The sequence below is a fragment of the Wolbachia endosymbiont (group A) of Cydia splendana genome, from assembly GCF_947179475.1.
Lineage (GTDB): Bacteria > Pseudomonadota > Alphaproteobacteria > Rickettsiales > Anaplasmataceae > Wolbachia > Wolbachia pipientis.
The window spans coordinates 224,301-248,305 of sequence record NZ_CAMXBP010000002.1; the positions used below are offsets into that span (position 1 = coordinate 224,301).

Annotated in this window: 21 protein-coding genes, 1 tRNA gene and 1 pseudogene; 8 read left to right on the plus strand and 15 right to left on the minus strand. The window is 34.4% G+C overall.

Going from position 1 to position 24,005, the window contains the following annotated elements:
• The first annotated feature begins 47 nt into the window (after window positions 1–47).
• The 4 genes from OM961_RS06865 to OM961_RS06880 all read left to right on the plus strand — a co-directional run bounded on the left by OM961_RS06865 (window position 48) and on the right by OM961_RS06880 (window position 4,605).
• Complete coding sequence (locus OM961_RS06865) at window positions 48–1,277, plus strand: MFS transporter (protein ID WP_010962993.1); 1,230 nt, start codon at window positions 48–50, stop codon at window positions 1,275–1,277.
• Between the two features lie 135 nt (window positions 1,278–1,412).
• Entirely contained in the window at window positions 1,413–2,633 is a 1,221-nt protein-coding gene (locus tag OM961_RS06870; protein WP_010081954.1) for an MFS transporter, read from the plus strand.
• A gap of 40 nt (window positions 2,634–2,673) precedes the next feature.
• Window positions 2,674–3,951 (plus strand): serine hydroxymethyltransferase, encoded by a 1,278-nt coding sequence (gene glyA / locus OM961_RS06875; protein ID WP_264339694.1) that lies wholly within the window; start codon window positions 2,674–2,676, stop codon window positions 3,949–3,951.
• A gap of 477 nt (window positions 3,952–4,428) precedes the next feature.
• A complete protein-coding gene (locus OM961_RS06880) occupies window positions 4,429–4,605 on the plus strand; it encodes a hypothetical protein (protein WP_264339695.1) in 177 nt (58 codons plus the stop codon).
• A gap of 148 nt (window positions 4,606–4,753) precedes the next feature.
• Here the strand turns inward: OM961_RS06880 and OM961_RS06885 are convergent, their stop codons facing one another.
• Window positions 4,754–5,158: a collagen-like protein gene (locus OM961_RS06885; RefSeq protein WP_264339696.1), complete on the minus strand. Its 405-nt coding sequence runs from the start codon at window positions 5,156–5,158 to the stop codon at window positions 4,754–4,756.
• A 142-nt stretch (window positions 5,159–5,300) separates the two neighbouring features.
• On the opposite strand from OM961_RS06885, the gene OM961_RS06890 reads away from it, so the two are divergent.
• Complete coding sequence (locus OM961_RS06890) at window positions 5,301–6,593, plus strand: hypothetical protein (RefSeq protein ID WP_264339697.1); 1,293 nt, start codon at window positions 5,301–5,303, stop codon at window positions 6,591–6,593.
• On the opposite strand, the gene OM961_RS06895 is transcribed toward OM961_RS06890, so the two are convergent.
• From OM961_RS06895 to ispH, 5 genes are all read right to left on the minus strand, one after another.
• Window positions 6,580–7,905, minus strand: coding sequence for an IS4 family transposase (locus OM961_RS06895; protein ID WP_264339118.1), 1,326 nt, complete (start codon window positions 7,903–7,905; stop codon window positions 6,580–6,582). The two genes, OM961_RS06890 and OM961_RS06895, sit on opposite strands and share 14 nt — an antisense overlap.
• Window positions 7,906–8,106: 201 nt before the next feature.
• Window positions 8,107–9,006 carry a DMT family transporter gene (locus tag OM961_RS06900; RefSeq protein WP_141457073.1) on the minus strand — a complete coding sequence of 300 codons (900 nt, stop codon included), beginning with the start codon at window positions 9,004–9,006 and terminating at the stop codon, window positions 8,107–8,109.
• A 304-nt stretch (window positions 9,007–9,310) separates the two neighbouring features.
• Complete coding sequence (locus OM961_RS06905) at window positions 9,311–9,508, minus strand: hypothetical protein (protein ID WP_155968442.1); 198 nt, start codon at window positions 9,506–9,508, stop codon at window positions 9,311–9,313.
• A 699-nt stretch (window positions 9,509–10,207) separates the two neighbouring features.
• Window positions 10,208–10,465 carry a hypothetical protein gene (locus OM961_RS07465; RefSeq protein ID WP_065095159.1) on the minus strand — a complete coding sequence of 86 codons (258 nt, stop codon included), beginning with the start codon at window positions 10,463–10,465 and terminating at the stop codon, window positions 10,208–10,210.
• A gap of 636 nt (window positions 10,466–11,101) precedes the next feature.
• On the minus strand, window positions 11,102–12,031 hold the full coding sequence (gene ispH / locus OM961_RS06915) for a 4-hydroxy-3-methylbut-2-enyl diphosphate reductase (RefSeq protein ID WP_264339733.1): 930 nt from the start codon (window positions 12,029–12,031) through the stop codon (window positions 11,102–11,104).
• Between the two features lie 20 nt (window positions 12,032–12,051).
• On the opposite strand from ispH, the gene OM961_RS06920 reads away from it, so the two are divergent.
• Window positions 12,052–13,599, plus strand: coding sequence for a peptidoglycan D,D-transpeptidase FtsI family protein (locus tag OM961_RS06920; RefSeq protein WP_264339698.1), 1,548 nt, complete (start codon window positions 12,052–12,054; stop codon window positions 13,597–13,599).
• Window positions 13,600–13,601: 2 nt separating this feature from the next.
• Here OM961_RS06920 and OM961_RS06925 read toward each other — a convergent pair whose 3' ends face one another.
• Window positions 13,602–13,910 carry a hypothetical protein gene (locus tag OM961_RS06925; protein WP_010081942.1) on the minus strand — a complete coding sequence of 103 codons (309 nt, stop codon included), beginning with the start codon at window positions 13,908–13,910 and terminating at the stop codon, window positions 13,602–13,604.
• Window positions 13,911–14,084: 174 nt separating this feature from the next.
• Window positions 14,085–14,792, minus strand: a complete 708-nt coding sequence (gene elbB, locus OM961_RS06930; RefSeq protein WP_039963711.1) for an isoprenoid biosynthesis glyoxalase ElbB — start codon at window positions 14,790–14,792, stop codon at window positions 14,085–14,087.
• Between the two features lie 136 nt (window positions 14,793–14,928).
• Between elbB and OM961_RS06935 the strand changes: the two genes are divergently transcribed.
• Complete coding sequence (locus OM961_RS06935; protein WP_264339699.1) at window positions 14,929–15,963, plus strand: hypothetical protein; 1,035 nt, start codon at window positions 14,929–14,931, stop codon at window positions 15,961–15,963.
• A gap of 36 nt (window positions 15,964–15,999) precedes the next feature.
• Here OM961_RS06935 and OM961_RS06940 read toward each other — a convergent pair whose 3' ends face one another.
• The 7 genes from OM961_RS06940 to OM961_RS06970 all read right to left on the minus strand — a co-directional run bounded on the left by OM961_RS06940 (window position 16,000) and on the right by OM961_RS06970 (window position 22,783).
• Window positions 16,000–16,551 (minus strand): 5-formyltetrahydrofolate cyclo-ligase, encoded by a 552-nt coding sequence (locus OM961_RS06940; protein WP_264339700.1) that lies wholly within the window; start codon window positions 16,549–16,551, stop codon window positions 16,000–16,002.
• Window positions 16,535–17,155, minus strand: coding sequence for a ferredoxin reductase domain-containing protein (locus OM961_RS06945; RefSeq protein ID WP_182309699.1), 621 nt, complete (start codon window positions 17,153–17,155; stop codon window positions 16,535–16,537). Before OM961_RS06945 ends, OM961_RS06940 begins: the two co-directional genes overlap by 17 nt.
• A 97-nt stretch (window positions 17,156–17,252) precedes the next feature.
• Window positions 17,253–18,398 carry a SurA N-terminal domain-containing protein gene (locus OM961_RS06950; protein WP_264339701.1) on the minus strand — a complete coding sequence of 382 codons (1,146 nt, stop codon included), beginning with the start codon at window positions 18,396–18,398 and terminating at the stop codon, window positions 17,253–17,255.
• A 184-nt stretch (window positions 18,399–18,582) separates the two neighbouring features.
• A tRNA-Ser gene (locus OM961_RS06955) sits at window positions 18,583–18,673 on the minus strand.
• 399 nt (window positions 18,674–19,072) lie between these two features.
• A complete protein-coding gene (gene ppa / locus OM961_RS06960; RefSeq protein WP_151807542.1) occupies window positions 19,073–19,579 on the minus strand; it encodes an inorganic diphosphatase in 507 nt (168 codons plus the stop codon).
• A 69-nt stretch (window positions 19,580–19,648) separates the two neighbouring features.
• Window positions 19,649–20,863: a WD1261 family protein gene (locus OM961_RS06965; protein ID WP_264339702.1), complete on the minus strand. Its 1,215-nt coding sequence runs from the start codon at window positions 20,861–20,863 to the stop codon at window positions 19,649–19,651.
• Between the two features lie 453 nt (window positions 20,864–21,316).
• Window positions 21,317–22,783, minus strand: coding sequence for an IS4 family transposase (locus OM961_RS06970; RefSeq protein WP_264339584.1), 1,467 nt, complete (start codon window positions 22,781–22,783; stop codon window positions 21,317–21,319).
• Window positions 22,784–22,981: 198 nt separating this feature from the next.
• Between OM961_RS06970 and OM961_RS06975 the strand changes: the two are divergent.
• Window positions 22,982–23,995: pseudogene (locus tag OM961_RS06975) on the plus strand (phage terminase large subunit); the annotation flags it as partial.
• Window positions 23,996–24,005 lie beyond the last annotated feature (10 nt).

Here is a 24,005-nt window from a genome sequence, read left to right on the forward strand (position 1 = left end):
TTTTTTATAACTAAAGTATCTATAATCCTAAATTTTAGCTGAGATTCATGTTGCAGAGGAATTTTTTAATCTGGTTGTTGACGTCACTGTTTTATGCATACCAATATATATTACGCGTAATTCCAAACATAATTGCGCCTGAATTAATAACAAAATTTAACATAAGTATTGCAGATGTTGGCCAGTTTGGTGGGTTATACTATGTAGGCTATACGCTAGCTCATATACCTATTGGTCTTTTCCTTGATAGATTTGGACCAAAGTTTGTTTTACCTGCTTGTACCGTTTTGACATTTACCGGAACACTACCGCTTATATGCTTTGATGAGTGGAGTTATTCAATAATTGGAAGAATAATTGTGGGAATTGGGTCATCCGCTTCGGCAATTGGAATCTTTAAAGTTGCAAGCATGTATTTTGCGCAAGAAAAATCAGCAAGAATGGCCAGCTTATCTATAATTATAGGAATTTTGGGAGGGATATGTGGCGGGTTACCTTTAGACTTCTTACTCGATAAATTTGGCTGGAATTATGTTATCTATACATTCTCAGCATTTGGGTGTTTACTTGCTCTGTTGCTGTTCTTAGTAACGCCTGAAAGCAATGCTCAACAGGAAAAAGTTAGCATTAGAGACTTAAAAAACATACTTTTCAACAAGCATATTATTCTAATTAGCTTTTTTGGTGGACTCATGGTCGGTCCAATGCAAGGTTTTGCCGATGGTTGGGTAAAAGCATTCTTTTTTGAAGTATATAAAATGAATGAAGACTTGGCATCTTCTCTCTCTTCCGTAATATTGATAGGAATGTTAACAGGATCATTCTCTTTGGCTTATTTATTGGAAAAATATAAAAATAAGCATTATGAAGTAATAATTGCATGCTCATTTGCAATGATCGCTAGTTTTCTTTTGCTTTTTACTCAGATTGGTGGCTTGTATGTTGTATTACCTACGCTTTTTATTATTGGCTTCACATCTGGATATCAGGTGGTTACCATTTACAAAGCGATAAGTTATGTAAATAATAACTTAGTAGGCCTGGCTACAGCTGTGTCAAACATGATAGTTATGGTTTTTGGCTATTTTTTTCACACTGGGATCGCAAAAATAGTAGATTTGTGTTGGGATAGAACAATAATACAAGGAAATCCTGTGTATGGTGCTGAATTGCTGATAAAAGCAACATCAGTTATTCCTGTATGTTTGCTGGTGGCTGTTTTTGGGCTCTTATGGTTAAAAAATAAAGATTTTAGAGAAGTTGATTGTAATAAGTAGATAATTTATCGAAGGCTCGTATGATAAAATCGTTAGATGTACTAATTTAAGGCTCTTGTTATTATGAAATATAATACTTTATTTTACTTTGATATTTTTGTTTTAATTGTAATAGGGTTTTATTAGGTGGTAGGTATGTCGAAAAGTAATTTTTTTGTATGGCTGATAGTATCTCTTTTCTATGCATACCAGTATGTGTTACGTGTCATGCCAAACATAATTGCGCCTGTATTAATAACAAAATTTAATATAAGCATTGCAGATTTAGGGCAATTTAATGGTCTCTACTATGTGGGATTTACACTAGTTCATATCCCTGTTGGTCTTTGTTTTGATAGATTCGGTCCAAAAATTGTTTTACCTATTTGTGCTGTCTTGGTATCTATTGGAACATTACCTCTTGTGTGCTTTGATGAGTGGTATTATTCAGTATTAGGTAGAATAATTGTTGGGATTGGCTCGTCTGCGTCAGTAATAGGAGTATTTAAAGTTGCCAGTATGTATTTTCCGCGAGAAAAATCAGCAAAAATGGCAAGCATATCTGTTATTATAGGGCTATTAGGGGCAATATATGGTGGTCTACCAATAGAACTTTTGCTTGATGAGTTTGGTTGGAATTACGTAATTTATATTCTTTCAGGGTTTGGTTTCTTACTCGCTTTATCTTTATTTTTAGTTATTCCTTACAATGCTTACGACTTTCGAAAAGAAAAAATTAGCATGAAGGATCTAAAAACTGTGCTTTTCAATAAATATATCATTCTAATTAGTTTTTTTGGTGGCTTAATGGTAGGTCCACTAGAAGGTTTTGCTGATGCTTGGACAAAAGCTTTTTTATGTGAGGTATATCAAATGGCCGGTGATCTAGCGTCTTCAATTTCTTCTGTTATATATGTAGGATTTGCAGCTGGATTGCTCTCTTTTGCTCACATATTAGAAAAATATCCAAATAGACATTATGAAGTTATTATTGTCTGTTCCTTTGCAATGATTGCTAGTTTCCTTTTACTTTTTACACAGGCTGGCGGATTGTATATTGTATTGCCTGCACTTCTTGTTATAGGTTTCGCTTCTGGATATCAAATAGTAACACTGTACAAAGCATTAAGTTATGTAAATAATAACTTAATAGGATTAACTACAGCTGTGTCAAATATGATAGTCATGGTTTTTGGCTATTTTTTTCACACTGGGATCGCAAAAATAATAGATTTGTGTTGGGATAGGACAGTGATACAAGGAAATCCTGTGTATAGTGCTGAATTGCTGATAAAAGCAACATCTATTATTCCTGTATGTTTGCTGATAGCTGTTTTTGGGCTCTTATGGTTAAAAAAGCAGGATAAGCAGTCTTAAAATTGCTTGTGCATCTTAAAATTAAAGCGAGGTTTGATCTATGATGAGTGTTTTAAAAAAAATCTGTGGCTCTAAAAATAGTTTAAAGTCTTTTGATAACGAGGTTTATCAGTCTATAGAAAAAGAATTACAACGCCAAAAATCACAATTGCAATTAATTGCATCAGAAAATTTTGCAAGCAAAGCGGTAATGGAGGCACAAGGCTCTTTTCTGACTAATAAATACGCAGAAGGTTATCCAGGTAAAAGATATTACTGTGGTTGTGAGCATGTGGACAAAATTGAAAGTCTGGCTATAGAGAGACTTTGTAAGTTGTTTGGTGTAAAATTTGCAAACGTTCAACCTCACTCTGGTTCTCAGGCGAATCAAGCAGTGTTTGCTTCACTACTTGCTCCAGGTGATACGATACTTGGATTGTCACTGAATTGCGGTGGGCATCTAACTCATGGTGCGGCACCAAGCCTTTCTGGTAAATGGTTTAAGTCAATTCAATATACAGTGAATAAAGACACTTACTTGCTGGATATGGATGAGATAGAAAAGCTGGCGCTGGAGCATAAACCAAAATTGATCATAGCTGGTGCTTCTGCTTATCCAAGAAAAATGGACTTCAAACGCTTTCGCGAAATTGCAGATAAAGTTGGTGCTTATTTACTTGCAGACATTGCTCACTATGCAGGGCTTATTGCAGCGGGCGAATATCCATCCCCTGCTGAATATGCACATGTTATGACTTCCACAACTCACAAAACTTTGCGTGGTCCTCGTGGTGGAATAGTGATGACCAATGATGAAGCATTACACAAAAAAATTCAATCTGCAGTTTTTCCAGGATTGCAGGGCGGGCCACTTATGCATGTGATAGCTGCAAAAGCTGTTGCATTTAAAGAAGCGTTAGCGCCAGAGTTTAAAACTTATAGCAAGAAAGTCGTGGAAAATGCGAAAGTACTAGCTCAAGAATTGCAAAAGCATGGACTCGACATTATAACCGGTGGCACTGACTCTCATATAGTGCTAGTTGACTTAAGATCGCAGAAATTAACTGGAAAAGACGTTGTAGATAGCCTTGAGAGAGCCGGTATTACCTGCAATAAAAACTCTGTACCATTTGACACAGAAAAGCCAACCATCACCTCAGGGCTCCGTTTTGGCACCGCTGCTGAGACAACACGCGGGCTTGAGGCAGAAAATTTTAAAGAAATAGCCGGCCTAATAAATGAAGTGGTTCAGGGATTAATCAGCGAAAATAGCTCAGATGTTGAAAAAGCAGTAAAAACTAAAGTTGAAAGGATTTGTAGTAATTTTCCTATTTATTAATTTATGTGGAAGTAGCCCGCAGAAACGAAAAACTTGCTTGACAAACTCCGCCAGCGCCCTTATCATGAAACTGAAGCTATTTATTTATCTTCGCAATCTGCAGATTAAAACGACAAAGGGAACTTTGTATTTGGCGTAAATCATGCTTAATTTTTTGCACTATCTGCACCTTATGTCTTTATAAAACTTCTGGGTTTCTACCTATACAAGCCGAAACGCGCTTATAAAGCGTTTAAGACATCAAAAGACGTCAAATAGAACAAGGGAGAATTTGAATACTAGCTACCCTAGGTTTTCTTTGCCTTTCTTTCTGCTTAGTAAATTTCTTAAACATTTAAACTAAGGTGAGTTGCACTTAAAAGCAGCTAAACTGCAGTGTTTAAGACTTAAAAAACGCCAATACTGAAGATAAACAATGACTGGGGCTTCTTTTGCCTTTTTTTTCGTTTGGTAAATTTCTTAATGTTTGTAGCTAACATGAACAAACATTTGAGAGTAACTTCTGCTAGTAGGGTGTCATCCCAGTGCTTGACACTGCTCTCCTTTGTCATCCCAGTGCTTGACACTGCTCTCCTTTGTCATCCCAGTGCCCAGACACTGGGATCCAGGAATTTTATTAAGTTGGTAAGCATAAAAGTAGCCGTTTTATGTTAAAATACAACATTTTAATGATTATGAAAAGGCTGGATTCCAGCGTCACGCGCTGGAATGACATTGTAGGGTGTTATCCGAGTCCTTTTTCCGTCATCAGAGGACCATATGACGTCATCCAAGTAGCGTGACTACTTGGATCTAAGCTGTATTACCAAGTCCAATTAAGTGCAGCATCATCACTTGTTGGAGGCTCAAAATACGGTTGTGACATTTCCTCTTGCACAGCTCTTTTAAATTCTGGACTTTGTATGCTTATCTTTGTTACATGCTCTTGTAAGGCTTTCTCAGCAGCTATTTCAGCAGCTATTGGACTTTTACCATCTGCTCCTGTCTCCCCTGTCTCTCCTTGTGGGCCTTGAGCTCCATCTTTACCATCTGCTCCTTTAGGACCAGTGGCTCCTGTCTCCCCTTTTAGCCCTTTACCTCCTAAGAACACCTTTGCTGTTTGATCATTTTTGTCACCATACGCTGTGTCAGTAGCATCAAGAAATCCTCCTAATTTATCCACTAAAATTGATTTGTCGCCGTCTTTTGCATCAAATATAGCATTCACGACATCTTTCGCTGCAGCTTTTGTTTTAAGCTCTGTAGCTTTAACAAAAGCAGTCTCTGCAGCAGTTTTAGTGTAAACTTCATCGGCTGGAGCAGCTTTAATATATACCTTATTTGTAAAATCAGGAGAAGCAGTTATAGCAATGCATGTACCTAAACAACAAACCAGTTTTTATCAAGAAGATAAACAGTTTTTATCACGTTCTTACACATCAAAAGAGGAGTTTATTAGAGAATATAAAAAGCTCTACCGCAGAAAAGCAAAAGCTGAAGAACTTTATCTCCTGGTTTTAACTGAACTCGAAGAGGCAATATCAGATGGTAATGTCGACAGCTTAAAAAAATTAAGCAATTTTATTGATTACATAAGTGATGCAGAAGATCAAGTAACTTTGAGAGACTATTATGATAATGCTAACAATCCTGTTAAGAGTACTAACTTAGTTATCTTAGCTTGTAAACACAATAAGGTAAAGATTTTAGAATACCTACTTGGCAATAATAGTAAAATTCTCAGTAATTTATCTGTTGGCATCAGAGAAACTACTATATTACCAGATGATGAGGATGAAACATGCCATAATGCGTTTTATTATGCTATACGTTCAGGTAATGTTGAACTTCTTGATACACTCATTAATAAATGGCTAGGTAATTATTTTGCTGTTCATTTCAGGGAATTAGATGAAATTCTTTCACGAGCTTATGAGGAATTAAAACTAAAGAACGTATTCTTGTCAGAAGAGATAGAAATTTTTGTTGAAAATAAGTTGATAAACCTCCGTTTTTTCTCTAGTGCTTCTGGACAAGATCAGAATGTGAAGAGTTATCTTAATAACATAAGAGAGCGGATTGAGTTAGTACTTCAAAATATTAGCCTGTTAAAGGCAGAGTATTCAAACACAGAAAAAGTAGATGAAAAGTTTTTATTCATAGCAAAATTTATTGCACAAAATATTCATATATTAAAGCGGCAGTTGAAATCAACCTACGATAGACTACCTTGGGAAGAAATGGAATTTTGTTTGATCAGTTTTGTTTCTTCTCACATAAAACGACAGGAAATGAATCTATTCTATAATGCCACATTGAATAAAAGTAAAATACTAGACCACTTGGAAAATTTTGCAAAGAAACTTAAAGAAGAAAAAGATATTATAGAAGGTGTGGACATTGGTAAATTTGCTGATCTCCCGAAGTTAAAACGTGAGAGGGTTGTTGCAGAGATCGTTAGCAATTATCCTCAATTTGGAGAGTTGTATAGCGATTATCAACAAATTAGGGATATTCATTCTTTAGAGAAAATAAGTGATTATATAAAGTTGGCATTATCAGCTAATCCTAAAGAAAGGGAAGGACAGTTAATTATTACAAGGGTTTTACAGGTTATTGGTGAATATTTAAAAAACCATACGCGTCAAGTTAAGAGATTGTGAGCAAATTTAGAGAGGTTAAAGTGGATACTCTAGCCCTTCTACGTTTGTCTTTTAATGAAAATCGCGACCAAGTTATAGTGAGTTTTTTAAGAAATGCTTTTAAACTATTAATTTTGGTTAATACTAAAAATAACTCTCTAACCCGCCTTTTTAGCTCAATAAATGCCTTTGTTAAGCTAAGTTCTGTATTCTTTTTCACTTCTGTGCAACCAACTATGCCGTGAAATATAAGAATTGCGCACAATTTAGCATATAGTTCACATAATACTCTGCATGGCTTTCCTTTTAGCTTATCAAGCCTGATATGGCTTTTATACAATTTAAATAATAACTCAATTTGCCACCTTACTCTGTAAATCGTTAATACTTGCTCAGCACTAATTTTATTTTCTGGAACATTAGTTATAAATATTGACCAGTTCAACAATTTTTGATTTCTTTTAGAGGATGTATATCCCTGCGATCTTGCTAATCTATTAGCTTTCCTTCTTCTGGCCATAGACTGTTCTTCAGTTAGTTTCTGACATATAATTCTTACTCTAATTTTTGCTTCTTTTCCTAACAATACCTCGTTTTCTAAAAATAACTTATCCTCTAAACATTCTAATAACTCCATTTTTTGATTTGTTTCTACATCATATATGTTGGTATCGGATTTATAACGACTTATGAAATAAGCTCCTATTTCATTGATTTGTTTAAAAGAACTTGGCACAAAATAACCGAGATCAGATATTAGCAAATCATTGCTTAATATATTACTTAAATGTTTCCTATATCCCTGGTCTGATCTTACCCCCTCCGTTAAATTAAGTTGGTCTATTATCTGATTCATGTAGTCGAAAACTAATTGTAACTTTATTCCAGACTTAGTATTGCTTTCATAGCCACTGTAGCTAGTACCATAACCTTTATACATCTCTTCCATACTGTTAGGTAGAGTAATATAGCTACTGTCCAATAATTTAACACTATTAAATTGCTGTAAGATTTTGCAATCAACTTGCAAGATATTTTTAAAGAGAATCACAGATTCATTATACATCCTTTTCATAAATTCCACTGCTTCTTCAGTAAATCTAAAATCCAAACCTTGTTTTGTTATATCTATCGAGTCCTCGTTTAGTAATTGACACATTGTTTCTACGCTACAATTATCAACTCCTATATTACCCAAGACCATGGCTTTTACGAATGATGAACCTTTTAGCTTTCTCTTTCTTTTTATAAACCTTGTTGTAATTGAGATTTTCTCTGCTTTTTCATTAAAAAATTCTTTGAGCTTTTTTGATAAGCAAGTTATTTTATTCATTGGTTCTCTCACTAAAAGTATATCTGGGAGAACTTATACCTTATTATTCTATCTCTTTCATACCTTTATTTCCTTAACTTGACGCGTATGGCTCAGATAACATTGTACCAGATACTAATCCTACATACCCTACTCCTATAATAGTTATGTGCATTTTATTATCACCTTAAAAATATAGCTTAGCATCTAAAATAAATACCATTAACAATTATAAACTTTTGTTGTTACATTATTTTTCTTAATTGCCTTACCTTCCGAATAAGCTATAAATAAGGTTGATGGTATTAATATCAAAGTACCATATAAAGCACTTTTATCAGGTAATTCATTAAATATAACGTATGTTACTATTGCAGAAATTATTAGCTCTATGTATCTATACGGTGCAAGTGCAGTAGCATCAGTAAGAGCAAAAGCTTTTAACATGAAGAACAGAATTAGGTTTGAACTTATTCCTAAAATCAGCAGTAATACTAACTCCAACAAGGAAGGCATATGCCAATAAAATAACAAAGGTGGAGTAGAAAAAATAGTTGTCGTTAGAGCTGAATAAAATAACATACTTATTACTGACTCTTTTATTACAAGTTTCTTATTAAGTATATCCAATATAGCAAAGATCAATGCAGATACAATAAAAATAAGAATTTTAGGATTAAAATCCTCACTATAAGCTTTAGTAGTAATAGCAATACCAATAAAACCAATGACAGCTACTACCCATCTTTGCCAAATTATATTTTCTTCCAGAAAAGGAATTGCAAGAAGTATAACAAATAATGGTATAGAAAAACTTATAATCGTTGCAGTTACTATGGGGAAAACAGTCAACCCGTAAGTCCATAAGGTCATTCCACAAAACAACAACCCACCCCTGGTTATTTGAGTAGATATTTGACTTGTTTTAAAAGTTTCTATTCCATAGTAAAACATAAAAGGTACAAGGGTAATAGTGGTAAACAGAAAGCGGAAAAAAATTATTTCAAAACTCTGAAGATGTAAACTTAGATATTTTGATATAGTATCATTAGCTACACTACTAAGTAAGCTAAGTATAAACCAGATAACCCCAAACAAATAAGCTCTCAATCTGTAATCCATAAAGCTTCTGATTTAATAGATACGATGTACTCATATAATTTTACTACAAAACTAATAATATAAAAGTTTTCTGATGTACGTCCCCAGAATGTGATCGTAAGGGTCCATTATAAATAATTCGGGAAATTTCGTCTCTGTAGACATATTAAGAGCTATGTAACGAACGTTTGTATTTGTGAGTAATAGTAAGGCTCAAGGTAAGGAAAATGCTAGTGAGGTAAAGTAGAATAACGTTGATTTGATAATTTAAGCTCATTCCCTCTTGCTACATCTCTCTTTAAATATCTCCTCTTTTGCAGCAGGTCTATAGAATTATACAGAGTATTTTATCTTCCAATACAGGCAATCTTGACGTTCTTCCATGGCATTTCTTCTGTTCTTGAACTTTTTCCCACTCTGGGCGCACTTTTTCTACAACCTTTTCGAATTCTTCTATTTTCAAACCTGTTACATCTCGAAAATTTCTCGGATGTTCTTTTAGATTATGGTAGTTTAAGCTCATCTTCCCTCTCTATTCTCTTGCTATACCTCCCTATTTTATAACCATTCCTACTCTTTTGCAGCAGGTTTAAAGAAATACTAAAGGCAAAAGATACGCTTGCGTAGTTCGAAAGCTTTCTATAGGATAAGTCTCACCTGATTTACAAATAGAATTGTTATGTTAGATGTTTGCTATTTATTCTTAAGCTCATTTTAACAGCATTTTGCTTTTTTTAGTATGTAGGGGTTTTCTAGGAATTATCCTATTGAATTCTATGATATTATTTTTTGTAACATTGTTATACATATCATGAAACTGAAGCTATTTATTTATCTTCGCAATCTCTGCAGTGGATTAATGACAAAAAAACTTAATGTATTTGGCGTAAATCATGCTTAATTTTTTGCACTATGTGCACCTCATGTCTTTATCAAATTTCTAGCTACACAAGCTGAAATACGCTATTTAAAACATCAAAAAACGCCAACTTAAAAAATGGATAGTGAATAATTAGCTACCCTAGGGTTTCTTTGCCTTTTTTTCTGTTTAGTAAATTTCTTAACGTTTATAATTTAGATTAGTTGCGGCTTAAAAGCGGCTGAGTCACGGTTATTAAGCGTTTAGAATAAAAAAACGCCATACTTGAAAGTATAATGTAAGTAACTAGCCAACCATCGGGCTTTTTTTGCCTTTTTTTTCGCTTGGTAAATTTTTTAATACTTAGATTAGTTGCAATTTAAGAGACCAGAAATGGTCAGTGCTTGGCACTGGAATAACGTCCTCCTTTGTTATCCCAGTGCCCAGACACTGGGATCCAGGAAACTTAATTGCAAGTAATGCATTGGATTTGGTGAGTATGGGTTTTATGTTATAGAATGAAACACTTTTGGTGAATTTGTAAAGAAAACTGGATCCCAGTGTTTGGGCACTGGGATGACACCATTCTTTTTCCTGGATTCCAGACTGGAATGACACCATTTGTTGTGTTTAACAAAGTTCGTACTTGGCTTCATATTAGCCGTAAATATTTAAGAAATTTACCAAACGAAAAAAAAGGCAAAAGAAGCCCTGGGGTTATTATCCGCTTTAAAATATTGGCGTTTTTTATGTTTTAAACGCTTGACAAGCGAGATTCAGCCGCTTTTAATTGCAACTAACCTACGCTGCAAATGTTTAAGAAATTTACTAAGCAGAAAAAAAGACAAAGAATCCCCGAGTTAGCTAGTCTTTTACTATCTCTGTCGAGTATTGGCATTTTTTGATGTCTTGTAACGCTTTATAAGCGCGTTCAGCTTATTTAGATAAAAATCTAGATGTAGATGAAGTTTTGTAAAGACATACAGTATCTATATACTGCAAAAAATTGAACATAAGACGCCGATACATTAAGTAATCCTTACCTTTTAATCTGCAGATTGGCGAAAGCAAATACAATAGCTTCAGTTTCATGATAAGAGGGCTGGCGGAGTTTGTCAAGCAAGTTTTTTCGTTTCTATTCCCAATAAAAGTTTGTTATATTGTTATGCAAGAAGTCTAATGAATCGCGGTATGACGTCTTAGCTATAGATGCTGGTTTGTGTGATTTCAAGAGAAGTTTAGTAGATAAGTTGTGTTTTAAACCAGATTCGGTATTTTAAACTGAACATTTTCAGTAATACCACCTGGCATAACTGAAATTTTTACACTCAGGTTTACTTTTAGGTAGTCTATTAATTCATCAACTAATATGTCAGGAGCGGAAGCACCTGCAGTGATCCCTATCTTTTCTACGCCCTGAAACCAGCTTTTATTCACACAGCTGTAATTATCAATCAAGTAGGCTCTTTTTCCTCTAGCAGTGCACAGATCTAATAAGCGGTTTGAATTTGAGCTATTTTTACTTCCTACAACTAATACCATGTCTACAATTTCAGCTAGCTTTTTAACAGCATTTTGTCTATTTTGCGTTGCATAGCATATGTCCTTTAAATCTGGACCTGTTATGCCTGGAAACCTTAATTTCAAGGCAGCAATAATGTCACGGGTATCGTCGATGCTTAACGTAGTTTGTGTAACATAAGACAAATTATCTGGATCTTTAACCTTTAAATCATATACATCCTGCAAAGTTTGCACTAAAGTGATAGGATTGTTTACTCTTCCCCTAATTCCCTTAACTTCTGGGTGGTTTTCATGCCCAATGAGAATTAATTCTTTACCACTGTTTTCATACCTTTTTGCTTCTTTATGCACTTTGCTAACTAAAGGACATGTTGCATCAATCACTTGAATACCCTTTCTTTTTGCCTCATCTTCTATATTTTTTGATACTCCGTGCGCGCTGAAGATCAGTATTCCTTCATTATCTTCAATTTCCTCGATACTGCTTACAAAAACCACTCCTTGTTTCTTAAAGTCCTCTACTATATATTTATTGTGAACAATTTCGTGTAGCACATAAACTTGGCGCTCGTTTTTGTATTTTTCTAAAGTAATAGCTAATATGTCCACAGCTCTTTTTACCCCGGCACAAAAACCTCGTGGTTCAGCTAAGATGATTTCCATTTTTGTCAAATCAAGTAAATATGCAAGCATTACTTAAAAATAAGCTCCGCTCACTGTGTTTTATAGTACCATTATTTATATTTTATATAATAATTATTTTTCGCATATTCTCTTTAACATTTGATCAACCTACTACTTCAGAAAATTTTAGAAAAGATAATATAGTACATAAACAACCTGATATTTTAGATAGAAATGGAGTGGTAATAGCAACAAATGTGCCCACAACATCACTATATATAGATGCAACCAAAGTAAAGAATCCGGAAAGTATAGCAGCACAACTGTGTTCTACTTTGCATGACCTCGAATACAAGAACTTATATAGAGTACTTACTTCAGAAAAGAAATTTGCTTGGATAAAGCGGCACTTGACTCCAAAAGAATTACTAGCGATCAAAAACGCTGGTGTACCAGGAGTAAATTTTTATGACGACATAAAGCGTATATATCCTCACAGTAATTTATTTTCACACGTGCTTGGTTACACTGACATAGATGGCAATGGTATTGCAGGAGTTGAGGCGTATATAAGTAAAAACAATGAGCAAGAAAAGCCCATAATACTATCCTTAGATACACGAGTGCAAAGCATAGTGCATGAAGAGCTAACTAAAGCTGTAAGCAGATATCAGGCACTTGGCGGAGTAGGAATTGTTTTAAATGTGAGAAATAGTGAAGTCATCTCGATGGTCAGCCTACCTGATTTTAATCCCAACTTACAGAATAAGGCAGAAGACATACAAAAGTTTAATCGTGCCAGTCTTGGGGTATATGAGATGGGGTCGGTATTAAAATACTTTACAATAGCCGCAGCGCTTGATGCGAACGCTACAAAAACTAGCGATTTATATGACGTATCAACACCAATCACCATTGGAAAGTATAAAATTCATGATTTTCATAAATCTAAAATTCCAAAAATTACTGTGCAAGATATATTTGTAAAATCATCCAACATTGGTGCAGCAAAAATTGCAGTCAAACTAGGTATTGAAAAACAGGTAGAATACTTTAAAGCTATGAAGCTATTTTCTCCTTTGAAAATAGAAATACCAGAAAAATCCACACCGATAATCCCGGATAAATGGAGTGAAAACACTTTAATAACAGCATCTTATGGTTATGGCATAGCTGTAACTCCTATACATCTTGCACAAACTGCAGCAGCATTAATCAATAATGGGATATTTCATAACGCAACCTTGATGTTGAATAAAAGAAGTATAGGAGAGCAAATTATCTCAAGAAGAACTTCCAGGGAAATGAGAAAATTATTACGTGCAGCAGTAACAGATGGCACTGGCAGAAAAGCAAAAATAAAGGCATATTCAATAGGAGGAAAAACTGGATCGGCGGAAAAAGTTGTAGATGGTAAATATAGCAAAGATGCAAACATAGCATCATTTATAGGAGTGCTAACTATGCTTGACCCAAGGTACATAGTGCTAATTGCTATTGATGAGCCTCAAGGGATGCACCATACCGGGGGAATAATTGCTGCGCCTATAGTAAAGAACATTATAAATAGAATAGCGCCTATACTAAATGTTACACCTGAGATGTAAAATTATGATTGCTTTACTACAACTTCAAATTTATCATCACCAAAATCCTTATTAATATACCAAGAACCATCATCTTTAGTTACAAATTCAAGACCTTTAAGGTCTTTTTTTATTGTCTTTCCATTTTGACCATCAATAGCGATATTAATATCGAATGTAATAATGTCTAGATTTATCATAGCTTCTTTCCCGCTGCACGAATTTAGACTGAACTTGCCTAACATGACATCATTAAAACTCACTTCCCCTGTATAGACATCACACTGACCGTCCACACAACACGTAGTTTCAATATAGAAAAGATCTGACATACAAAATACCTTAAAAAAAAGAACTAAACATATATGGCCACTACACCACACCGCTAACAAGTAGTAAAGCGTCGATAAACCTAAGTTACTTTAGCTACGTAGCCATAATACAGCTAGAAATGTAAAATTCAACAGTTAATGTGTGATTAATAGAGAAGTCTTATTTAGTACACCTTATAGGAATGGCTGTTTAGTTTTTTTGTTAATCTTTTTTACCATGCTGTCAATCATATGCTTTATCCCTTGATATACAGAGTATGTACTTTCGTCGCTACGCATATAAGCAGAACAGGAAAATACATTATGTTCTTCGTCTTCTATTGATAACTCTGTATCGCATTTTATGTGCTCGCCGCCAAGCCTTTCTATCAACTGTTCTCTGTCATCTCCTATAGTTACCTTAACCTTACTTTCTTCTTTACCTATCTTGCTACTTAAAATTGAAACAATGATGGCTGGAGATATGCATATCGCTCCTATTGGCTTTTTTGTAACAAAAAATTCTGAAACTAATCTTTCAAATTCAGGCATTACTGTCACCATGTCTTTACTTTCAGCTAAGTCAGATAAATTTTTCGCAACCCCGTATCCACCAGGTACAACTAGCATGTCAAAATTTTCAGCTTTGGCTTCTTTTAAGTCATATATTTCGCCTCTTGCGATTCTTGCTGCTTCCACAAGTACATTCCTTTTTTCTTTTGTTGCCTCTTTTGTTCTATGATTCATAACTTGTGTGATATTGATATCAGGTGCAAAGCATTTAACATCCACTTCCTGCTGATCAAGCACAAGCAAACTTAAAACCGCTTCTCTTACCTCTACACCGTCAAGGTGACCACACCCTGATAAGACCACAGCAGCTTTTAATTTTTTTTCACCCATAAAGTACCTTGATTTCATATAATCTAGATATTTTAATACAAATTCTATATTTGGAAAGGGGTATGTTATATCAATTATAATATAATTAATGATTAGTATGTATAATTAGGCATATTTATAATCAACGAAGCTGAATATGGAATCTAGCAATAGTATGTTTTTTGACACTGACTATCCAGAACTAAGAAAAGCTATTTCAGATATAATAGAAAGTATTGCACAATCCTCACAAGAGGGGAAAAAAGAGTTATTTACAACCCTATCAGAACAAGTTAAAGGGATGAACCTCAAAGATTTAGGTTTAGCAATTAATGACCAAGGCTTGCAAAAGGAGGTAAATAAAGAATTATTTATAAAACTCATTGAAGAAGCACTTAAAGATTTAACTTCTGAAAATGTTGACTCAAAAATAATAGAAGAGGCGTTAAAATCTGTTAACCAACAAGCAATAAGTAATGTTATAAATAATAATAAAGGTCCACTGGACAATCTAGTCAATTATTTTAAATCAGCATCTGCAAATAAAAAAATTGGAATAGCTTCTGCCGTAATGGTATTAGGAGCAGCATTTTCTCCACTTATTGTGCTTGCTACATTAATAGCGCTTGTGGCTATTGGAGCACGTTATGTAGGAATAGGTAGAGTAAAGGCAGGGGAAAAAATAAAAGAAGGTGCGATTGATGCAGGAAAAGCAGTGAAAAGTTTATCTAAAAATTTAGGGGATAAATTGCCTGAGGTTGGGCCAAAAAAAGATAACTTTAGTAAATTATACAACAGTTTGGCTCAAGAGATTATAGGCTATAATATGTCCGAAGAAGGTGAAAAAATAAAAAACGCCCAGAGTAAAGCAAAGGTCATAGGCATGCTTCAAAATGAAGGGCAGCGATCTGCTATACAAGAGTTAGTAAAGAATGGAACTATTCAAAATTTTTCAGAAGATGACATGAAAAAGCTTAGAGAAAAAGGTACTAGTACTTATGAAAGTGATAAGGAAGCACTTGAGGAACTTATGGAGAAATTTCAATCTAAAATTATGGCCATTGGTGAGGGTAAAATAGAGGAGGTAGAAAAAATGGTTAATGATAAAGTTAACCAAATGAAGTCACCAGTTCCTCAATTAGATAGTCCAAGTTCTGAACAAGCGAGTACAGGAGAAACCAAAACCCTCTGATGGCTTGGAGAGGGAGGGAATGGGAAAGGTAGAGATCTATTCTTTTTTATCCACTTTTTTGAGCAACCCACTTCCACATCTAACACACATCTCAGTGATTATAATATCCAATTTTTGATCATGTTGTTCTACAGGTAGATTTTTACAATATTGTTTCTCATAGGCTACACCTATAAATATTTTTCCAAGCGGCCGTAATTTTTTCATCATTGTGTCATACCAACCACCGCCAAAACCTAATCTATTAAAATGATCATCAAAAGCAATAACAGGAGTAATGATTACGTCAGGAATTACGTCTTCATTTGTTTTGTTCCATTCCTCAAATTTTAGTAACTTATTTTTATTAGGAATTGCTACTTTATAATCTAAATCGAGTAAACTATGCATCAAAGGCACAACATCTATTTCCCCGTCCATTGGAATGTAAGCCGCAATTGTTTTGCCTTTAACGTAGCTTAAGTTCTGATTAAAGGGATTAATAAGGGAATTTGCTGCATAACTGGAATAACTTTCATCAATATCTTTTCTTATAGCTTTATATTGCTCTCTTATTTCCTTTTTGTGCTGTTTAATATCTTTGAACATGATCTATCCATTTCGCAGTAAGTTTTTCTTGTAAACTATTTTGCTTCAAACGCTCACTTAAAAAGTCAAAGTCAATAAACTCCATATCCTGGTCTTGATTACTGCAACTATAAACAAAACTTCTTTCTCCTGTTTTCGCATTTATATGTTGCTGCACACACTGAGCGCAGATTTCTTTCATCATACACTGCATAGGAGAATTAACTGATGATATTGCTATGTGGCCTGATTTTAGATATGGCTTTAAAATTGTTTTTCTAGCTTCATTCACAGCTTTCATCATTTTGTCAGAACCAATAGTGATAATTTTATCTATAACGTTCAAATTAATACCTAATCTTCCTTGTTGATAAGAGACTATTGCATCAACTATATTACCATGAAAGGATTTATCTTGATCTCTGCTTGTTTCTATCAATCCTTCTTCACATGCCCAAACTACTGCATTTGATGCACGCTCTATCAGTGCTCGTTTAAATACATCACTTAACTTCTTATAGCCAGCAAAGTACAAAACCTTGTTATTATTTTCAAGACATGCCTTCCCTATCGAAAATAACACTGCATTTCCAACTCCACCACCAATTAGCATTATATTCTTCATGTACTATTTTAACTGCATTTGTTCAAATTTTTTGAAATTTTATAGAACAAAGTAATTTATATAGTTCTATACACAAAGACAAGGACACTCTCTGACTTCAACTATAACGATAACTGATAGCTGCATTTTTACGCATATCATCTAATAACAAGTTGCTTTGTATCATAATCTTTTGTTGGTACATTTTCTGTTTGATTGCTTCTATACCCGCTACATTACTCTTGATATCACACAACATCATCAACTTTGCAGTGCCATTTTCTCTCAATTCTACTATTTCATTCACACTTGTTTTACTAAATAAAATCTGTAAATCAGGATTTAAATCTCGCATTTTTATTTCAAATTCTTTTGCGTTTGGCAGCTTAAAATTATCTGCCAATTTATCAAAATTTAAACAACTGACCTTTTGCTCCTTGAGATTATCTAATAAACTTTCTGAACCTTCAACCACAATCTGTTTTAATTTTAAAGTGCTTTCCAGCAGTGCATGATTAAGTTGTACTTTATCTATTACTTTTATAACGGAGTAACCTTCACTGAAACTGAATGGACCTGCTATTTCGCTGGTTTCTAATCCTTCTAAAACGCTCTTGAGTTTTCCTTTTAGCTGACTTAAATTAACTGTTGCTTTACGCATCTTTATTGGAGATTCTGGGTTATTACTGTTGCGTAATTTTTTTACTAAATCTTCAGCTATACCATAAACGTCCTTGTCTTTTTGATCAGGAATTATAAACTCTTGGAACGTGATAAGATAATCCGGCTTTTCTGTTTGCCTTTTTACATCATCTACTTCTTTATCGCTTATATTAATAAATGGCACAATTCTTACTTCAATAATTTTGCTCCACAGTAACTGACATTTTATTTGTTTTCTTAAAATACCAAGATCTATATTATGCTTCTCTATGTATTGATCAACTTCATTAGCCTTAAGTTTAAAACTTTGGGTTAAAAATAACATAATAGCATTATCTAACTCCTCGTTGCTCAATTTTATATTCAGCCTCTGTGCTTCATTGATAATGATAATTTCGTCTATTAGCTCCCTAAGCACTTGAGGCTTTGCTTCTTTTTGATTAACACTTTGAGTGCCAAACAATGAATTTATAAAGTTGATGCGTTTTTCGATATCTAAATTTGAAATTGGTTCACCATTTACATCTGCAACAATTTCAATCTCGGTTGCAAGCAACCTAAGTGGCAACACTATCAACAGTAAAATTAGTATTTTATACATACAAGTAAAGTTGTTTAGTTAATAACCAATTCTATAATAAATACTGAGTCAATGCTAGCCAACTTTTTAATAGTGATCTCAGTGACAATGGAAATAAAAACCATTGCAACAAAATCAGGTACGCTGGTAAATAGGCTAAAAACATGCTAATATAGCGAATTTAAACCGTGCTAAAAACAGTATACGGAAGGAGAGGGATTCGAACCCTCGATACGACTTTTGGGTCGTATAACGGTTTAGCAAACCGCCGCCTTCAGCCGCTCGGCCACCCTTCCAAATTTAGAACCTAAAGATTATATAATACCAAGACCTCTACCACCTGTCTAATGCTTTTAATTGCAATATTTGTATCTGTTCAGATGCATGGCTAATGCTGAAACAAAAATTCCAGTGCTCCCTTTCTTGTCATCCCAGTGCCCAGACACTGGGATCCAGGATTTTGATTAGCACTAAGTTGGTGAGCATATAAGTGTTATGTTAAAATATAACGTTTTTACGGAAAGTCTGGATCCCAGTGTCACGCACTGGAATGACATCGTTTACTATGTGCCATATTGCAATGTTCGTACAGTTGTGCGCGGTATAGATTCCGCTAACAAGTAGCGGAATGACGAATTTGTTGTTTTTCAAATTGTGGGCAAACCTAAGCCACTTTAGCTATAAATCAATAAAAACTAATTTCTGCTTTTTTCAATGATTTTCTTTGCTTCTTCCACACCAACCCATTCTCCAACTGCTACCGTTTTTCCCTTTTCTAGATCTTTATAATGAGAAAAGAAATGAGTAATTTTATCTAGTAGGCTTTTAGATAAGTCAGAATAGTCCTTTATATTGTCATAATAGCTATCAACACTGGAAACAGGCACAGCTAATATTTTCTCATCTTCTCCTTTTTCATCTTTAGTGAGTAATGCGCCTATTGGACGCACCGATATTAAAACACTAGATGCTAAGGGAAATTGAGTTAGCACCAAAACATCCACAGGATCACCATCACCTGCACAGGTATTTGGTATAAACCCATAATTGCAAGGATAAGTCATTGAGGTAGACAAAAATCTGTCAACTTGTAACAACCCAAGCTCTTTATTAAATTCATACTTTACAGGCTCAGCATTTGCACTTATTTCAATTACCACATTCACCGCATTTGGTCCCGCTGTTATTTTACTTAAATCCATAAATCACCTCTTAACTTAAGAATAAGCATTATACAATATGTGCTTTTAAGTTGCCACATTTATGTAGTTCTAAGCTTGTTTTGCATGGAGCGGTCCTAAATTTTCATTCGTCATCTTATTGACTGTTGAAAGTGGTGATTCCTGTGATAATTGAAATAAAGCATATACTATTACGATAGTAAGCACTGCAGCAATTACTAGATTAGCAAAATTATCCTGTGGTAGGACACCTTTTATTGGATTAAATAATTTTTGCTCCATAAAGAAATAATCAGCAACATATAACCCAACAGATAATACAAACATACCTAAAATAAGTTTACAGACTGTGTTTTTATGGTCTTTTTCTTTTTTCTTGCTGGTGATAGGATTTGGCCTACATTCATTCTCTTCTTGCAGCACTGAGTAGTATATATTATCAGGGCTCGTTATTAATTGTTCAAATTCATCACTATTTTGGTTTTTTAACAGTTGCTCTAGGGTGTTTTTTGTATTTATAGGATATATTAATCCATCCATTTTCAATGCTTTCTCTTGCCGATCCACATTCTCATGGTCGATTGTATATTTATCTCTACTTGATAATCCGATCATGTGTAGTTTGCCAGCTAAGAACATTATATAGCTCTCTATTAACTGATTCTCACATATCTCTAATACTTCTCTTTTTACTGTTTTGTTAGATGACGAAAGTTCTTTATAGTGACCACCCAAAGAAAAGAACAATGCTATATCTTTATCTGCTTTTATGTCATGAATGGAATAATAGCTGCTGATAACGCACTTATTTAATGCAAATTCTCTGTCATATTTGTTTAATGTATTTCCTTCACTTAGTAACTTTCTAAGACCAATGAGTACTTTATTTTCAAAATCTTCTTCTGTTTTAAATATTGGTTCTCTCTTTGGATTTGCTAAGATGTTAAGTAAATCTAATTTTCTTCCATCTACTACTTCATTTATATATTCATTTAACTCAGATCCTTTAATAACTTCATATATTTTATCTATGACATCTTTAGTATTCAGGTTATTGTTTTCACTTAGAATTCGATAAGCTAGAGCATAAATTAAAAACAGCCCTTGTAGACTAAATTTTAAGTTAAAATAGTAATCTAATTGTTCATCTTGCTTCTGTATGAATGCAGACAGACCTATGTGATTCCTGTGATCCATAAAACGATCTAAGTCAGCATGTTGAAAGCTACCTAAAAAAATAAATAACGTCTCTAATAAATTACCCTTACCAACAATTTTTATTAGTTCTTCAATTTCTTTTATCATTGCTGAAACCTATAATGTTCTACTTTATAGTATAAGGGATACATGGCAAAATAGCAATAAATGTTATTAGACTTCTTGCATAACCCAAACTAAGTAGAAAAAGGTATAGCTATACCGCCGCGGCACTAACAAGAGATCCCGCTAACACGCAGCGGGATACTATCTACACCGTCATACCGCGATTCATTCGCGGTATCTCTCAACATAGATCCCGCTAACACCTTACTATTACCCACAAATATAAATGTTTGTTGCATAGCTCTTAATGGCATAACTTTTGCTTGAAATAACTGTTTATATGGTGCAATTTACAGCTTTTAGTTGCTAAAATTATAACTCTTAGTTTAATAATTTTAATCTAATAAGCTTTCAGGTTAATAAAATTAAATTATTTGAGTAAATACAATATTATGTTTTTATTTGTGGGTAATAGTAAGCTTCAAAACCTTACTATTACCCACAAGTATAAAATTCATGAGCAAGTTTCCATCCTTCTGCTAAATCAAAGAGACGTTTCCATCCCTTCCACAAAGCTATAGGGCCTGGTTCTAAGTCATTTTTGCGAGCTAAAAACCCTCCTAACTTGGCCACCCACCTCACAATTTCTCTTATAGGTGGTGGTGTCTCAGGATAGTTTTTTGTCTTAAGCATTTTGGTATATAAAACCTTCCATTCGTCGTCAGTCAGTATGAAAGTGCAAGAAAGATTTGGATTTGTTCTAGCTACTAGTGTGATAAAAAATATTCTCCATGCAATTATACTCATTATTGTAAGAAAGCGGATTAATCTATCTGCTGCTTGGAGCCTACATTCTTCAACTTTAAGACCAGATTTCAAAATTTTATGAAAAACCTCTATTCTCCATCTTAAGCAATACCATTGTATTTTTTCTACTGCTTCTTCAAAATTATTAATATTTATATTTGTCAACAAAATCCAGTTCACAGGCTCTTCGCCAAATGGGGGGTATTTTTCTATAGCATAGACAGCATTTAAACTTAAATTAGGAAGTTTTTGGGTTTTACGTCTAGCGTTATTTTTTGATGCATTCATCACAAAGTTGCTAAACTTTACTTCTAAAACTGTTGTTCTTTGAGGTTTATCATTGCGAGCAGGAATATTCACTTGTATTTCTCCTTGACAAGACATGCGATTCATCAGATCCCACAACCTTTCACCACCTTTTTCAGAATAAGTCGACTTCTTATTTATTGTTCTGTTTTGATTTCCTCTTACTACAAAAAGAGATTGATTAGTGGAAGCAACTTCAAATAAATCATACATATCTGCTTCTCTGTCACAGACGGTAACTACCTTGATATCCTTTAATCCAGGATGATTAGTAGAATATTTAAGTGATTCTATCCACCGTATGCTTTCTTTCTCTTCTATGGGAACAGCAGTATTATGGCTTCTTCTTTTCAACTCTTTTAGGTCTTCAGCTAAGGAGGGTCTAGTACTAATTTTTTGATCCAATAATCCTATAGGCAGTCCTTCTGTTGTAACTGCAAACGTTGTATGCATCACTAATCCATGTGTTTTAAAATTAGTTGTTTTAGATGTTAATCTTGCTGCTATAATCCCTAATCCTTCGGTCTTTTTATGATTTTTATATGAGATATAACTCGTGTCTTGGATAGCTAAGATAGTTGAGTATTCTTTAGCTCTTTCAACAGTTTTAATTATATGACTTTCTAATATCTTTCTCTCAGAAATGGCATCGTTTTGGAAAAATCTATAAGCTGCTTTACTTTGATGCCAATCTTCACAAGCTTGATTTATTGAACGCTCAGGCGATTCAGCAAAACTATTAACTATTTTTAGAAGCCTTTTACTTAATCTTATATCACCAAAATTAACAATTCCAAATTCACTTTCTGCCCATTCGCCAGTTGAAGTATTTATAGTTCTTTTCATCATATATTCCATTTTTAGACCATAGATCCATTTATAATAGAAAGTTGAATTAGTAAAATATCAGCTTTTTTACTATTTATATACTTATGGGTAATAGTAAGTTGTTAGCGGGATCTAGAGATACCGCAACGTCTCACCTATAGCCTTCAGTGCTCCTTTTTTTGTCATCCCAGCGTCACGCGTTGGTTTCAACATTATATCATGAACTTTCTAAAATTCATTGAACTGTGTTTTCAAACGGTAGTGCCGGGGTGTGAGTATAATGATTATCAGTATATAAAAGTCATAGCAGACAGACTTGAAGCGGCAAATGTTGGCAAAATGAGGCGAATAATATTCAATATGCCTCCGCGTTCAATGAAGTCCCTGTGCGCTAGTGTTGCGTGGCCCGCATGGATACTGGGAAATCAGCCAACTGCAAGAATAATAGTTGCAAGCTACTCTCGGCTGCTTAGCGAAAAGCACTCGCTCGATACAAGATGCATAATGCAGTCTAGTTGGTATAGAGAGCTGTTTCCAGAGGTAGGACTATCCAAAGATCAGAATACCAAATACAAATTTCAAACAGTGCAGAGAGGATACAGAATTGCAACGTCCGTTGGAGGGACGTTAACAGGTGAAGGTGGTGATTTCATCATCGTGGATGATCCACTGAGTCCCGCCCAAGCTTTGAGTGAAACGTTTAGAAAGCGTGCTACAAATTGGTTTGACCAGACTTTAGTAGCCAGGCTCAACAATAGAAAAAAAGGAGTAATTGTTCTTGTGATGCATAGGCTACATCAAGAAGATTTAACCGGGCACCTTCTCTCCAAACCGAAAAACATATGGAACCATACTTGTTTACCGATGATATCTGAAAATAAGGAGATTATCTATTCAATCAAAAAGCCAGCGCCTCCTTTTCTTGTTCCTGTCACCCGAGTAACTACAAATGAGTACAAAAGCTGGATTACAGCATCAAGTGCTAGAATGACACCACCCGTAATATTATACTCAAGAGAAGAAGGTCAGTTGCTATATCCCCTCGATGGAGGAAAAGAAGAAGTTGAGATGATAAAGGTTGAACTTGGAAGTTACGCTTTTGCTGCACAATATCAACAAAACCCTCTGCCACTTTCAAGTGGTATAATTAAACGAGAGTGGCTGAAGCGCTATAGAAATTTTTCTGATAGTCTCTCATATGTCACTCAGAGCTGGGACACTGCAGTTTCAACCATACGCGTCA